At 32.3% G+C, this 14342-nt stretch carries 12 protein-coding genes and 1 other annotated feature; of the genes, 11 read left to right on the top strand and 1 reads right to left on the bottom strand.

The features are described from left to right. The first annotated feature begins 13 nt into the window (after window positions 1-13). The 8 genes from yihA (at window position 14) to AB1J10_RS03335 (ending at window position 8199) form a co-directional block, all read left to right on the top strand. Entirely contained in the window at window positions 14-601 is a 588-nt protein-coding gene (gene yihA / locus AB1J10_RS03370) for a ribosome biogenesis GTP-binding protein YihA/YsxC (protein WP_046207659.1), read from the top strand. A gap of 149 nt (window positions 602-750) precedes the next feature. Further along, complete coding sequence (gene hemA, locus AB1J10_RS03365; protein WP_046207658.1) at window positions 751-2085, top strand: glutamyl-tRNA reductase; 1335 nt, start codon at window positions 751-753, stop codon at window positions 2083-2085. 21 nt (window positions 2086-2106) lie between these two features. Further along, window positions 2107-2946 (top strand): cytochrome C assembly family protein, encoded by an 840-nt coding sequence (locus AB1J10_RS03360; RefSeq protein ID WP_107365348.1) that lies wholly within the window; start codon window positions 2107-2109, stop codon window positions 2944-2946. A 49-nt stretch (window positions 2947-2995) separates the two neighbouring features. After that, window positions 2996-3922, top strand: a complete 927-nt coding sequence (hemC, locus tag AB1J10_RS03355) for a hydroxymethylbilane synthase (RefSeq protein ID WP_070039339.1) — start codon at window positions 2996-2998, stop codon at window positions 3920-3922. 18 nt (window positions 3923-3940) lie between these two features. Continuing rightward, window positions 3941-4627: a uroporphyrinogen-III synthase gene (locus AB1J10_RS03350; protein WP_107365349.1), complete on the top strand. Its 687-nt coding sequence runs from the start codon at window positions 3941-3943 to the stop codon at window positions 4625-4627. Next, a complete protein-coding gene (gene hemB / locus AB1J10_RS03345; RefSeq protein WP_046207655.1) occupies window positions 4617-5594 on the top strand; it encodes a porphobilinogen synthase in 978 nt (325 codons plus the stop codon). Before AB1J10_RS03350 ends, hemB begins: the two co-directional genes overlap by 11 nt. A gap of 14 nt (window positions 5595-5608) precedes the next feature. Next, entirely contained in the window at window positions 5609-6892 is a 1284-nt protein-coding gene (hemL, locus tag AB1J10_RS03340; RefSeq protein WP_046207654.1) for a glutamate-1-semialdehyde 2,1-aminomutase, read from the top strand. 224 nt (window positions 6893-7116) lie between these two features. After that, window positions 7117-8199, top strand: coding sequence for an AbrB family transcriptional regulator (locus tag AB1J10_RS03335; protein ID WP_064208863.1), 1083 nt, complete (start codon window positions 7117-7119; stop codon window positions 8197-8199). Window positions 8200-8553: 354 nt separating this feature from the next. On the opposite strand, the gene AB1J10_RS03330 is transcribed toward AB1J10_RS03335, so the two are convergent. Continuing rightward, window positions 8554-9135 carry a DNA-3-methyladenine glycosylase I gene (locus tag AB1J10_RS03330; protein ID WP_369003003.1) on the bottom strand — a complete coding sequence of 194 codons (582 nt, stop codon included), beginning with the start codon at window positions 9133-9135 and terminating at the stop codon, window positions 8554-8556. A gap of 58 nt (window positions 9136-9193) precedes the next feature. Next, window positions 9194-9434 (top strand) — a binding site (T-box leader). A 40-nt stretch (window positions 9435-9474) separates the two neighbouring features. On the opposite strand from AB1J10_RS03330, the gene AB1J10_RS03325 reads away from it, so the two are divergent. The 3 genes from AB1J10_RS03325 to AB1J10_RS03315 all read left to right on the top strand — a co-directional run bounded on the left by AB1J10_RS03325 (window position 9475) and on the right by AB1J10_RS03315 (window position 14270). Further along, window positions 9475-12105, top strand: a complete 2631-nt coding sequence (locus AB1J10_RS03325) for a valine--tRNA ligase (protein WP_064208864.1) — start codon at window positions 9475-9477, stop codon at window positions 12103-12105. 11 nt (window positions 12106-12116) lie between these two features. Then, complete coding sequence (locus AB1J10_RS03320; protein ID WP_064208865.1) at window positions 12117-13379, top strand: bifunctional folylpolyglutamate synthase/dihydrofolate synthase; 1263 nt, start codon at window positions 12117-12119, stop codon at window positions 13377-13379. 180 nt (window positions 13380-13559) lie between these two features. Further along, entirely contained in the window at window positions 13560-14270 is a 711-nt protein-coding gene (locus AB1J10_RS03315; RefSeq protein ID WP_369003002.1) for a prepilin peptidase, read from the top strand. Window positions 14271-14342: the final 72 nt, after the last annotated feature.

Raw genomic sequence — 14342 nt, 5'->3', positions numbered from 1 at the left:
AAGAGGGTCGGTAATGAAAATAAATCCTAATGAAATAGAATTATTAATCAGTGCGGTAAAGCCTGAACAATATCCTGAAACTGGTTTGAGCGAGGTAGGACTCAGTGGTCGTTCCAATGTTGGTAAATCATCTTTTATTAATAGTATGATTGGACGTAAAAATATGGCACGAACTTCACAACAACCAGGTAAAACACAAACGCTCAATTTTTATAATATTGATAATCAACTGGTATTTGTAGATGTGCCAGGTTATGGTTATGCTAAAGTGAGTAAAAAACAACGTGAAGCGTTTGGAAAAATGATTGAAAAATATATTTCTCAGAGAACGTCTTTAAAACTTGTCATTCAGCTTGTTGATTTGAGACATAATCCTACAGAAGATGATATTTTAATGTATAACTATTTGAAGTATTTTGATATTCCGACATTAGTAGTTGCTACAAAAGAAGATAAAATCGCTAAAGGTAAAGTACAGAAACATTTAGCCAATGTCCAGCGAAAACTTGAAATGGAACCTGAAGATGAAATTATCAGTTATTCTTCTATCCAAGCGAATAAGCAACAACAAGTATGGGATATAATTGCAAAATATATATAGAATGTTGAGAAAACGGTTAAAGCCTATAAATTATGACAACTATTTGAATGTAGATTAGAATATTTCTAATTTACGTGTGCAATATGCTTAACTCAAATGATAATTGTGTTATAATTTAGTTATTGTAATATGTATGGAGGGCGTTATAAATGCATTTAATTGCGATAAGCATTAATCATCGTACAGCAGATGTAGCACTAAGAGAACAAGTTGCTTTTAAAGATGATGCCATACGTTCAGCCAATGTTGATTTATTCGAAACTAAATCTATTTTAGAAAATGTAATATTATCAACTTGTAATCGCACAGAAGTATATGCTGTTGTTGATCAAATTCATACAGGTCGCTATTATATTCAACGTTTTTTAGCGAGAAATTTTGGGTTTGATGTTGAAGAGATTAAAGAAATGACTGAAGTAACTGTGGGGGACGCAGCAGTAAGACATTTATTGCAAGTTACTTCAGGCTTAGATTCTGTAGTGTTAGGAGAAACTCAAATTCTTGGACAAATTAGAGATGCATTCTTTATTGCTCAAGAAGAAGATACAACTGGTACTATATTTAATCATCTGTTTAAACAAGCGATTACTTTTGCGAAAAAAGCGCATAATGAAACGGATATTGCAGATAATGCAGTTAGTGTTTCATATGCAGCAGTTGAACTTAGTAAAAAAGTATTTGGCAAAATTAATAATAAAAGTGCTTTGATTATTGGTGCAGGGGATATGAGCGAGCTATCACTCTTGAATTTGATAGGTTCAGACGTAACTGATGTAACCATTGTTAATAGGACTGTGAGTAAAGCACAGAAATTAGCAACTGCACACAATGTTAAATATGAATCTATAGAGGCACTACCACAACTTTTGGCACATGCGGATATTGTGATTAGTTCAACGAGTTCAGATGAATATATCATTACAAATAGCATGATGGCTACGATTCAATCACAACGGAAAAATGATTCTCTCGTGTTGATAGATATTGCGGTTCCAAGAGATATTGAACCAGGCATAGATACGATTCAAGATGTTTTTAATTATGATGTTGACGATTTGAAAGGTTTAGTAGACGCGAACCTAAAACAACGTCAAAATGCTGCTGATGAAATTTTACAAAGAATTCCAGCAGAAATTGATGCACATAATGAATGGGTTAATATGTTAGGTGTTGTTCCTGTTATTCGCGCGCTTAGAGAAAAAGCGATGGATATTCAAGAAGATACAATGAGTAGTATTGATCGAAAACTCCCTGGATTAACAGAAAGAGAACGTAAAGTGATATCAAAACACACTAAAAGTATCATAAATCAAATGTTAAAAGATCCTATTAAGCAAGCAAAAGAGTTGAGTAGTGACAAAAAAAGTAACGAAAAATTAGAGCTATTTCAAAACATTTTTGACATTGAAGCTGAACAAGCCTATAAACCAAAAGAGAAAAAACGCAATGTAACAACAACAAGTCAAATTTTTAGTTTTGAATAAGTAAATGCAAATGGTGATGATATGCAAGAATTTTCGTTCATTAGATTAAATGAACTTATATTATTAATTTATTTATTTAGCATTGCTTGTTATTTTTATGATTTTTTGAAAAAGCATCATAGAGTTAAAATGATTGGTTTTGTTTCATTGGGGATTGTTTGGATGTTACAAACAATCTCTTTATCTTTATATGTAAATGTAACGAAACAAATTCCATTAGGTAATATATTTGATGTGTTTTTTGCTGTAGCATGGCTTATTATTTCTATTTCCATAGTAATCAATGTGATAAAACAAATAAACTTATCTATATTTTTATTTAATATGATTGGTTTTTTATTTATTGCAATCAATACGTTCCAACCTATGCATTATCAAAGCACTGGTGAAAAACTCAATATTATCAATGAATTGCTTATTGTGCATATAAGTTTGGCGGTAATTAGTTACGCATTATTTACCTTTGCGTTTGTAAATTGTATCTTATATTTAATACAATACAATAATTTGAAGCAAAAACGGTTTGACCAGAAATATTTTAGAATAGGTAGTGTAGCTACGCTTGAACAAGTGGTATTTTACAGTAGTTTAATTGGTTTCATATTCATCATATTAAGTATTGTATTAGGTGCACAATGGGGGTTTAATACATTAGGGGTAAATATCATTGTAGACCCTAAAGTTATTATGTCTTCAATCATAACATTACTATATGGAATTTATTTAATTTTTAGAGTTAAAAAAATGCTAACAAAGCACAAATTAATTTATTTTAATATCATATTGTTTTGTCTTAGTATGATTAATTTATTTTTCGCTTCACATATATCTGATTTTCATCAATGGACAGGTATTTATTGAAGTGTGATTTAGTTGAATGAATAGACTTGTTTCTAGGAGGTTGCGCATGATGCGTAAATTAGTAGTAGGTTCACGAAGAAGTAAGTTAGCTTTAACACAAAGTAGACAATTTATTGATAAATTAAAAATGGTAGATCCAAGTTTAGAAGTGGAAATAAAAGAAATCGTAACGAAAGGCGATCGAATTTTAGATAAACAATTATCTAAAGTGGGCGGAAAAGGTCTATTTGTTAAAGAAATTCAAAATGCCCTATTTAATGGAGAAATTGATATGGCAATTCATTCTTTAAAAGATGTTCCAAGCGTAATTCCAGATGGATTGACTTTAGGATGCATACCTGACAGAGAAAATCCATACGATGCATATATTGCTAAAAATCATGTTCCGCTAGAATCATTGCCAAATCAAAGTATTGTTGGTACCAGTTCGCTAAGACGTGGTGCACAAATACTTGCAAAATATCCACATTTACAAATAAAATGGATTCGCGGTAACATTGACACACGATTGAGTAAATTAAATAATGAAGATTATGATGCCATATTATTAGCTGCAGCAGGGCTAAAACGTATGGGTTGGTCAGATGATATCGTAACATCATATTTAGATGAGCATACTTTGATCCCTGCAATCGGTCAAGGTGCATTGGGTATAGAATGTCGTTCTGATGACAAGGAGCTGCTAGAGCTTCTTGCTAAAGTCCACAATGAGGATGTTGCAGAATGTGTAACTGCCGAACGTACATTTTTAGAACGCATGAATGGAAGTTGCCAAGTGCCTATAGGGGGCTATGCTAGTAAAAATAGTGATGGTACAATAGAATTTACAGGACTAATTATGTCACCTGATGGTAAAGAACGTTACGAACATACCGAGCGCGGGAAGGATCCTGTTGAATTAGGTGAAAAAGTAACAGAAGTCTTAAATACACAAGGTGCGTACGAAATAATAAAAGCACTAAACGAAGAACAATAATCGTTCGAGGTGAAAATAATGAGACCAGTTATAGTTATGACACAAACTTCTAAATTTAAACAAGATGATAAGCATATTTTACACAAGCCGTTTATAGATGTAGAATCTTTATCATTTGATATAAATTTATTAGATGTCGACTATGACTGGCTTATTTTTTCGTCTAAGAACGCAGTGAAGTATTTTCAACCATTTCTATCGCAAGTGAACGTAAAAAATTTTGCTGCAATAGGCGCTAAAACTGCAGAATATTGTAAATCATTGGGATTAGATGTATTATTTTATCCTTCAGATTATTCACAAGAAGGTTTTCTTAAATGTTTTCAAACTGCAAAAAACAGTAAAATATTGATTCCTTCAAGTGCTTATGCACGTCCTTTATTGCAGAGAAGTTTATATCAACAAGGGTATCAAGTTTGTAAAATTGATTTATACCGTCCAGTACCACATACTAAAAATATAGCAGATGTTAAACGTATGATGCGAAATAATGAGCTAGATGTCATTACTTTTGCGAGTTCATCTGCAGTAAAATATTTTTTTGAGCAAAGTGAAACACCGCGATTTAATCATTATTATGTCATAGGTCAACAAACCTTAGACACGGTCAAACAATATGGTTATGATGCAACAACATCAAATATTCAAACGTTAGATTCATTAATAAATAAAGTTGAAGAAAGTTGGGAAAATGATGCAATTTGATAGACATAGAAGATTACGTAGTAGTAAATCTATGAGAGAAATGGTTCGTGAAACACATATACACAAAGAAGATTTAATTTATCCTATTTTTGTGGTAGAACGAGACAATGTTAAAGAAGAAATTAAGTCAATGCCAGGTGTGTATCAACTTAGTTTAAATCTGCTTGATGAAGAAATTAAAGAAGCATATGATTTAGGTATCAGAGGCATCATGTTCTTTGGTGTACCTAATGAAAAAGATGCCATCGGTACAGGCGCTTTTGATCATAATGGTATTGTTCAAGAAGCAACAAGAAAAGCCAAAGCAATGTACAGTGATTTACTCGTTGTTGCAGACACTTGTTTATGTGAGTATACTGACCATGGTCATTGTGGTGTTATTGATGAAAAAACAAATGATGTAGACAATGATAAATCTTTACCATTACTAGTGAAAACTGCTATTTCACAAGTAGAAGCGGGTGCTGATATCATTGCACCAAGTAATATGATGGATGGTTTTGTTGCAGAAATTAGAGCAGGTTTAGATGATGCTGGTTATTATAATATACCAATCATGAGTTACGGTATAAAATATGCTTCTAGCTTTTTCGGTCCATTCCGTGATGCTGCTGAGTCTGCACCTCAATTTGGCGATAGAAAAACGTATCAAATGGATCCAGCAAATAGAAGAGAAGCATTGAGAGAGCTAGACAGTGATTTACATGAAGGTGCAGATATGATGATAGTTAAACCGGCATTAAGCTTTTTAGACATTATTAGAGATGTGCGAAATACGACTAATGTACCAGTAATTGCATACAATGTAAGTGGTGAATATAGCATGACAAAAGCTGCTGCACTTAATGGTTGGATTGATGAAAAACAAGTTGTGATGGAACAGATGATTTCAATGAAACGTGCAGGCGCAGACATGATTATCACATATTTCTCTAAAGATATTTGTAGATATATTGATGAACAATAAGGAGGCAATTTTAAATGGGATATAATAATTCTATAGAAGCAATGAAGACAGCTGAAAACCTAATGCCAGGGGGCGTAAATAGTCCAGTTAGAGCATTTAAATCTGTAGATACACCTGCGATATTTATGGATCATGGAGAAGGTTCAAAAATATACGATATTGATGGCAATGAATATATTGATTATGTTCTAAGTTGGGGACCATTAATCTTAGGTCATAAAAATAAACAAGTTAATGAAAAATTACATGAAGCTGTTGATAATGGAACAAGTTTTGGTGCTTCTACATTAATTGAAAACAAGTTAGCAGAATTAGTTATTGATCGTGTACCTTCCATTGAAAAACTACGTATGGTATCTTCAGGAACAGAAGCAACATTAGATGCATTACGTTTAGCAAGAGGTTATACTGGTAGAAATAAAATAGTGAAATTCACTGGATGTTATCATGGTCATAGCGATTCGCTTTTAATCAAAGCTGGATCTGGCGTTGCAACTTTAGGATTACCAGATTCTCCTGGCGTACCCGAAGGTATTGCTAAAAATACAATATCAGTGCCATATAATGACTTGGCATCATTAAAAGTAGCTTTCGAAGAGTTTGGTGATGACATTGCTGGCGTTATCGTTGAACCAGTAGCAGGCAATATGGGTGTTGTACCACCAGTTGATGGATTCTTACAAGGTTTAAGAGATATCACAAATGAATATGGCTCATTATTAATATTTGATGAAGTTATGACTGGCTTTAGAGTAGGTTATCATTGTGCACAAGGTTACTTTGATGTGATGCCAGATTTAACTTGTCTCGGTAAGGTTATAGGTGGTGGATTACCTGCAGCAGCATTTGGCGGTAAAAAAGAAATCATGGACCATATAGCACCATCAGGTAATATATATCAAGCAGGAACATTATCAGGAAATCCACTAGCTATGACAAGCGGTTATGAAACTTTGAAACAATTAACACCAGAGTCATATGATTATTTCAATAGACTGGGAGATATATTAGAAAGTGGATTAAAAGATATTTTTAAAAAACATAATGTACCCATAACTGTAAATCGTGCAGGTTCTATGATAGGGTATTTCCTGAATGAAGGACCGGTAACTAATTTTGAAGAAGCAAACCAAAGTGATTTAGAAATGTTTAGTCAAATGTATAGAGAAATGGCTAAAGAAGGCGTATTTTTACCACCTTCTCAATTCGAGGGGACTTTCCTTTCTACTGCCCATACAGAAGCGGACATAGAAAAAACATTAGCAGCATTTGATACTGCTTTAAGTCGTATTGTTTAATGTTAGTCATTTAAAAATTTAATGTTGGTATTTACTACTTAGCCAAATTAAACAGTATTTTAAAAGCTTCATTAACAAATATTTAATTGTACTTACTTTTTAGAGTTCTTTTTACCTTAATGGGGCGAGGATTCGAAATCAAATTAAGCATTTTGATTTCTAACTCGCTCCATTGTTTTAGTTAGACATGTATATATAACGATACTAAGGAAAGTTGTGAGCATATGAATAAGCATTTTAAAAATAATATAATCGTATTAATATTAGCGCTTATTTTTAGTTTGGCACTAAATGCTGCCCATGTTTTGCTACCATTTATGTTTGGTCCAATTATTGCTAGTATCGTTTGTATACGCTATTTACATTTAGATATAAAGTGGCCGTTTTGGTTGAGCCAAATCGGGTTAGTGCTTTTAGGTGTTCAAATTGGCTCTACGTTTACTAAAAATGTCATATTTGACATTAAAGATGATTGGCTCACAATTGTTTTAATAACAATTATGTTACTTATTTTAGCACTAATCATTGCTTATTTTTTCAAAAAAATTGCCAATGTAAATACTGAAACGGCAATTTTAAGTGTAATTCCTGGCGCTTTAAGTCAAATGTTAATAATGGCAGAAGAAAATAAAAAAGCGAATATCATGGTTGTTAGTTTAACTCAAACATCAAGAATCATTTTCGTAGTTATATTAGTGCCATTTATTTCGTATTTTTTTCAAAGCCCTGGAAATCATTCAACGTCTGGACAATCTACAGAAGTTTTGACACGGGCTTTAACAATTCCCAATATGGCTTTACTCATTATCGCAATAGTCGCTATTTATTTTGTTATGTCAAAAATAAATTTTCCAACCAAGCAATTACTTGCGCCTATCCTCGTACTGATATGTTGGAACTTAGTTACAGGCGTGACTTTCACATTAGATAATTACATCATTGCTGCAGCACAAATCATATATATGATTCGAATAGGGATACAAATAGCAAAATTACTTGACCAAATGAAAGGAAGAATTGCAATAGCAATAGCATTTCAGAATATTTTATTGATATTATTAGCATTTGTCATGGTCTTGTTTATAGCAACGGTATCTCATCATCAAGTAAATGAACTATTCCTTGGTGCTGCGCCTGGGGGTATGAGTCAAATCGTATTAGTTGCTATTGAAACTGGCGCAGATGTTGCGATGATATCTAGTTATCATATCTTTAGAATTTTCTTTATATTATTTTTAATTGCACCGATGTTAAATTATTTTCTTAAATTTAGAGAAAGTCAACGTGAAAGCAATAAAAATGATTAGAGAAATATAACTTTGTAAATCTTTTATTTTTTTACAATAATTTAATATTTAATATATTGAACAACACATTTCTGTTTGATATTATAGAAGAGAAGTACCTCCAGTACTTCATCCTTTTGACCACTCTTCGGAGTGGTTTTTATAAATTTAAATTTTCATGATTTTATGCATATCATTTATATATTTATGACATCGATTCACTTTTGAAAGATTCCTAGTTGTTTAATCTAAAAACATGAACAAAAGCTCATGCCAGACTAACGACAAAGTCTCTAATGTGCTCCTCCATGTAGACATTTAAAAATAAAAACTATGAGGGAGCATGTCACTTTTTATACCAAAACTAGTTTGATGTTAATGAAAACCCTCACCGTTGTATATATTAGGATTATAAGGACATGATTGTAAGTGAGCGTTATATAGTCCTGCTGCCTCTAAAAATGAGAAGACAGTTACCGGACCTAAAAAACTAAATCCATATTGTTTTAATTTTTTAGAAAGTTCAGTTGCACGTTGATCGACTGTAATCCGTTCACTTGATTGAATATAACCTAAATCGAGTGGTTTATGATCGACATAAGACCATAAAAATTTACTGAAACTGCCGTAATCTTGCTCAATTTTGAAATAACCTTTAGCTTGATTGACAATAGCCTCTAATTTTTTTCTGTTATGAACAATATTAGGAAATGCCATTAACTTATCAATATCTTCTGAAGTCATTTTTACAATTTTAGCTGGATTGAAATTATAAAATGCTTGTTCATACGCTTCTTTTTTCTTTAAAATGGTTAACCAAGATAGACCAGCATGTTGGGATTCTAACGCCATTAATTTAAACAATTTCAAACTATCATATATAGGAGGATGTCCCCAACTTTCATTATGATAATTAATATATACAGGATCTGTAGTGCCGAACGCACATTCATTCATAAATTTCACTCCATTTTATTGACTTATTTTCATATCCATTATACTATAATCAAGTAAAGAAATATTGTCTAATGGGAAGAGTAAATAAGCTGAAATTTAACAGAGAGTACATGGTCGCTGAAAATGTACAGTTTAACTTATTGAAGGTAGCCCTCATTGAACTTTAGCTGAAATTTGTCAAAACAAAGATAATAAAGTAGGTTAAAGCGTGTTTGAGCGTTAATCATAATTTTAAGTGCTTGAAATTATTATGTTAATTTCTTGAATTTAGGTGGTACCACGGTAAACCCGTCCTATTTTATAGGATGGGTTTTTATTTATTTAAGGAGGATTTTAAACATGGAAATGAACCCCAAATATAATCCAAACGAAGTTGAAGCTGGGCGTTATGATCAATGGGTCAGTAATGGCTATTTTAAAGCAGCAGAAGATCATTCAAAAGAAACATATACAATTGTTATCCCACCCCCAAACGTAACAGGTAAATTACATTTAGGTCATGCCTGGGATACAACATTACAAGACATTATAACAAGAATGAAACGTATGCAAGGGTATGACACACTATATTTACCAGGTATGGATCATGCTGGCATCGCGACACAAGCTAAAGTAGAAGCGAAACTCAAAGAAGAAGGTTTATCTCGCCATGACTTAGGTAGAGAAAAATTCCTCGAAAAAGCCTGGGACTGGAAAGAAGAGTATGCTGATTTTATCAGACAACAATGGGCAAAATTAGGTTTAGGTTTAGATTATAGTAGAGAACGCTTTACGTTAGATGAAGGACTTAGTAAAGCGGTAAAAAAAGTATTCGTCGATATGTATAATAAAGGACTCATCTATCGAGGTGAATACATTATCAACTGGGACCCAGTTGCACGTACTGCTTTATCTGATATAGAAGTCATTCATGAAGATGTTCAAGGCAAGTTCTATCATTTCAAATATCCTTACGCAGATGGCAATGGGTATATAGAAATAGCAACTACGCGCCCTGAGACAATGTTAGGTGACACTGCAATCGTGGTGAATCCGAATGATGACCGTTATAAAGATGTGATAGGTAAAACTGTAATCTTGCCTATAATTGGAAGAGAATTACCAATTCTAGCAGATGAATATGTGGATATCGATTTTGGTAGTGGTGCGATGAAAGTTACGCCATCACATGATCCAAATGACTTTGAAATTGGTAACCGTCATGATCTAGAGCGCATTACTGTTATGGATGAGTCTGGTCATATGAATGCACATGCTGGTAAATATCAAGGTATGGATAGATTTGAATGTCGTGAAGCATTAGTAAAAGATTTACAAGAACAGGATTTAGTGATTAAAATTGAAGAACATGAACACTCTGTTGGACATTCTGAACGTTCTGGTGCGGTCGTTGAACCTTATCTATCCACACAATGGTTTGTTAAAATGAAACCATTAGCAGAACAAGCGTTAAATAACCAAAAAACGGATAATAGAATTGATTTTGTACCTCAAAGATTTGAAAAAACATTTAATCGTTGGATGGAAGAAATTAGAGATTGGACGATTTCACGACAATTATGGTGGGGGCATCAAATACCTGCATGGTATCATAATGAAACAGGAGAAATTTACGTCGGTGAAACACCTCCACAAAATTCAGAAGAATGGACGCAAGATGAGGATGTATTAGACACTTGGTTCTCAAGTGCGCTTTGGCCATTTTCAACATTAGGTTGGCCTGATACTGAAAACGAAGATTTTCAACGTTATTATCCAACTAATGTACTTGTAACCGGTTATGATATTATTTTCTTTTGGGTTGCCAGAATGATATTCCAAGGACTTGAGTTTACAGGACAACGACCATTTAATGATGTGTTATTACATGGATTAGTACGTGCTGAAGATGGCCGTAAAATGAGTAAATCTTTAGGCAATGGTGTTGATCCTATGGACGTAATCGATGAGTACGGCGCAGATAGTTTAAGATATTTCTTAGCAACTGGGTCATCTCCTGGTCATGATTTACGTTATTCTACGGAAAAAGTTGAATCAATTTGGAATTTTATTAATAAAATTTGGAATGCTGCTAGATTTAGTCTGATGAATATTGGTGACAATTTCAAAGTTGAAGATGTTGACTTAACTCGTAATTTATCATTAGCAGATAAATGGATTTTAACACGCTTAAATGAAACAATAGATACAGTCACTGATTTAAGTGAACGTTATGAATTTGGAGAAGTTGGCAGAGCTTTATATAACTTTATTTGGGATGAATTCTGCGATTGGTATATAGAAATGAGTAAAATACCTATGAACGGAGAAGATGAAGATCAAAAACAAGTTACACGTTCTGTATTAACATATGTATTAGATAATACGATGAGAATGTTGCACCCATTTATGCCATTTGTAACAGAACAAATCTGGCAAAATTTACCACACGAAGGTGAAACGATTGTCAATGCAGCTTGGCCAAAATCCAATAATGAGTTAGTATTTGATGAAAGTAAAGAAACGATGCAACAACTTGTTGAAATAATTAAATCCGTAAGACAATCACGCTTAGAAGTAGATACGCCATTATCTAAAGCAATTCCAATTTTTATTCAAGCAAAAAATGAAAATATAAAAGAGACTTTATTAAATAATTCAAATTATATTGATAGATTTTGTCATCCAAGTGAGTTGATTATTAAAACTACAATAGATATCCCTGAAAAAGCAATGACATCTATTACTTCTGCTGGTGAAGTCGTATTACCATTAGAAGGCTTGATTGACATGGATAAAGAAATTACGCGCTTAGAAAATGAACTCAAAAAATGGGAAAAAGAGTTAGACCGTGTTAATAAGAAACTAGCAAATGAAAACTTTGTTAATAAAGCACCTGAAAAAATTATTAATGAAGAACGTGAGAAAAAGCAAACATATCAAGAAAAATATGATGGTGTACAAGAACGCATTAATCAATTAAAAGCATAGGAGTCCTTAACATGAATTACCTAGACAGCTTATATTGGATACATGAACGAACTAAATTTGGCATTAAACCAGGTGTTAAACGCATGGAGTGGATGCTAGATAAATTAAACAATCCACAATTTAATATCAATGGTATTCATGTCGGTGGTACAAATGGTAAAGGATCAACAGTTGCCTATTTAAGGTCAGCGCTTGTTGACAATGGATATGAAATTGGGACCTTTACATCTCCTTTTATAGAAACGTTTAATGAACGTATAAGTTTAAATGGTGTACCAATTAGCGATGATGCCATTGTAGAATTAGTTCAAAAGGTAAAACCAGTAAGTGAAGCATTAGAAGCAGAAACAGAACTTGGAACAGCAACAGAATTTGAAATTATTACAACGATGATGTTTCTATATTTTGGAGAAATTCATCCGGTTGACTTTGTAATAGTAGAAGCAGGCTTGGGTATAAAAAATGATTCTACCAATGTATTTAAACCAATACTTAGCATTTTAACGAGTATTGGTTTAGATCATGTTGATATTTTAGGCGACACATATGTAGATATTGCCAAAGATAAAGGTGCAATTGTTAAACCTGAAACACCTGTTATATATGCTGTGAAGAATGAAGATGCACTTAAAGTCATTCGTGATTTTGTAGAACAACAAAATGCAGAAGGTATCGAGTTAGATAGAGATATCAGTGTGATTTCACAAGGTGAGGAATTTACATATCGCTATAAGAATTATGAACTAGAAACGCTTATTTTGGATATGTTTGGTGAACATCAAAAAGAGAATGCAGCATTGGCAATTACAGCATTAATCGAATTAAATGAATCAGGATTAGTGGAATTAGATTTTAACAAGATGATCAATGGGATTGAAGCGGTGCATTGGACAGGAAGAATTGAAAAGGTTAAAGATGATCCATTGATGATTATAGATGGTGCGCATAATTTAGAAAGTATAGAAGCACTCATAAAGACATTAAAAGATTATTATAAAATAGACAATGTGGACGTTTTGTATGCAGCTATTAATGGCAAACCTATCCACGCAATGGTTGATCAATTAAAAACAATTGCTTCTACAATGTATATTACCGATTTTGATTTTCCAAAAGCATGTACAAAAGAAGAAATTTATGATGAAATACGATTCGAGCAAAAAGAAACTGTAGATGATTTTGTTCAATTTATTGAAAACTATGAAGGACAAGGATTAGTCATTACAGGTAGTTTGTATTTCATTAGTGAAGTTAAAGCGAAAGTGAATTTCTAAATATTTTTATTTGAATATCATAAAGCTAGTTACTATTTTACAACTTAACCAAAGGTATTTATTGTTTTTGTTAAATAGTTAACTAGCTTTTTCTACAAATATTTACTATTCTTTAAAAAATGATGTTTTTGTTAAAAAGCTAGGCTCTTGCAGGTATAATAAGCAAGAGGAGGCGATTCATTGCTGTTATTGTTTGTTGTATGTCCTGTATTATTTAGTTTTCTTTACCAGTTATGTTTTGTAGAAACTTTTAAATTAAAGTATTTGGTAAGTAGATCTAAATGTGATTTCTGTAATAAGCAATTGAGGTACAGAGATATCATACCAATATTCAGTTATATTAGACTTTTTGGAAAGGCGTCGTTCTGTAAACAAACGCTTAGTAGATGTTATATCTTAGGTGAAATATTGTCAGTAGTACCAGCACTTTATACACTATTTCATCCAAGTGTACAAGCGTTAAGTACTTTCATATGTTTATATTTATTTCTGCTTGTTTTTGCTCTCTTTGATATACAAACACTTTCTATCCCATTACATATATTTTTAATATTTGCTTTTGTTAGTGCAATAATTTTTGAGGGTCATCTTAATTATTTTGTCATTGTTACATTCTTTCTACACATATTTTATTTCTTGTTCAAACATGCTATTGGATATGGCGATATATTAATTTGTTCACTTTTATCTTACTTAATACCTTATTCCATCTTTATTAACATACTTTTTCTTACTTTCTTACTAGGCAGTGTAATTTCAACGATATTAGTGCTTCAAACAAAAAAACGAAAAATTAAAATACCACTTATCCCATTTATATATCTTGCTTTTTGTATAGAGACAGTTTTATTACATTTAAGAATTTTCGAAGTAGGATTTAGATATTTATGATTAATTCAGGCAACTATAGCGATTAAAAATGCTTAAAAGAGGGTAAAATATAAAAATAATGATTTAAAATCA

The organism is Staphylococcus cohnii species complex 1663 (assembly GCF_041008415.1).
GTDB classification, from domain to species: Bacteria; Bacillota; Bacilli; order Staphylococcales; family Staphylococcaceae; genus Staphylococcus; species Staphylococcus ureilyticus.
This window is presented reverse-complemented; position numbering and strand designations above follow the sequence as displayed.

Bases quoted from the DNA above. Each gene is read 5' to 3' on its own strand.
- yihA (WP_046207659.1), top strand. From the start codon at position 14: ATGAAAATAAATCCTAATGAAATAGAATTATTAATCAGTGCGGTAAAG.
- hemA (WP_046207658.1), top strand. From the start codon at position 751: ATGCATTTAATTGCGATAAGCATTAATCATCGTACAGCAGATGTAGCA.
- AB1J10_RS03360 (WP_107365348.1), top strand. From the start codon at position 2,107: ATGCAAGAATTTTCGTTCATTAGATTAAATGAACTTATATTATTAATT.
- hemC (WP_070039339.1), top strand. From the start codon at position 2,996: ATGCGTAAATTAGTAGTAGGTTCACGAAGAAGTAAGTTAGCTTTAACA.
- AB1J10_RS03350 (WP_107365349.1), top strand. From the start codon at position 3,941: ATGAGACCAGTTATAGTTATGACACAAACTTCTAAATTTAAACAAGAT.
- hemB (WP_046207655.1), top strand. From the start codon at position 4,617: ATGCAATTTGATAGACATAGAAGATTACGTAGTAGTAAATCTATGAGA.
- hemL (WP_046207654.1), top strand. From the start codon at position 5,609: ATGGGATATAATAATTCTATAGAAGCAATGAAGACAGCTGAAAACCTA.
- AB1J10_RS03335 (WP_064208863.1), top strand. From the start codon at position 7,117: ATGAATAAGCATTTTAAAAATAATATAATCGTATTAATATTAGCGCTT.
- AB1J10_RS03330 (WP_369003003.1), bottom strand. From the start codon at position 9,135: ATGAATGAATGTGCGTTCGGCACTACAGATCCTGTATATATTAATTAT.
- AB1J10_RS03325 (WP_064208864.1), top strand. From the start codon at position 9,475: ATGGAAATGAACCCCAAATATAATCCAAACGAAGTTGAAGCTGGGCGT.
- AB1J10_RS03320 (WP_064208865.1), top strand. From the start codon at position 12,117: ATGAATTACCTAGACAGCTTATATTGGATACATGAACGAACTAAATTT.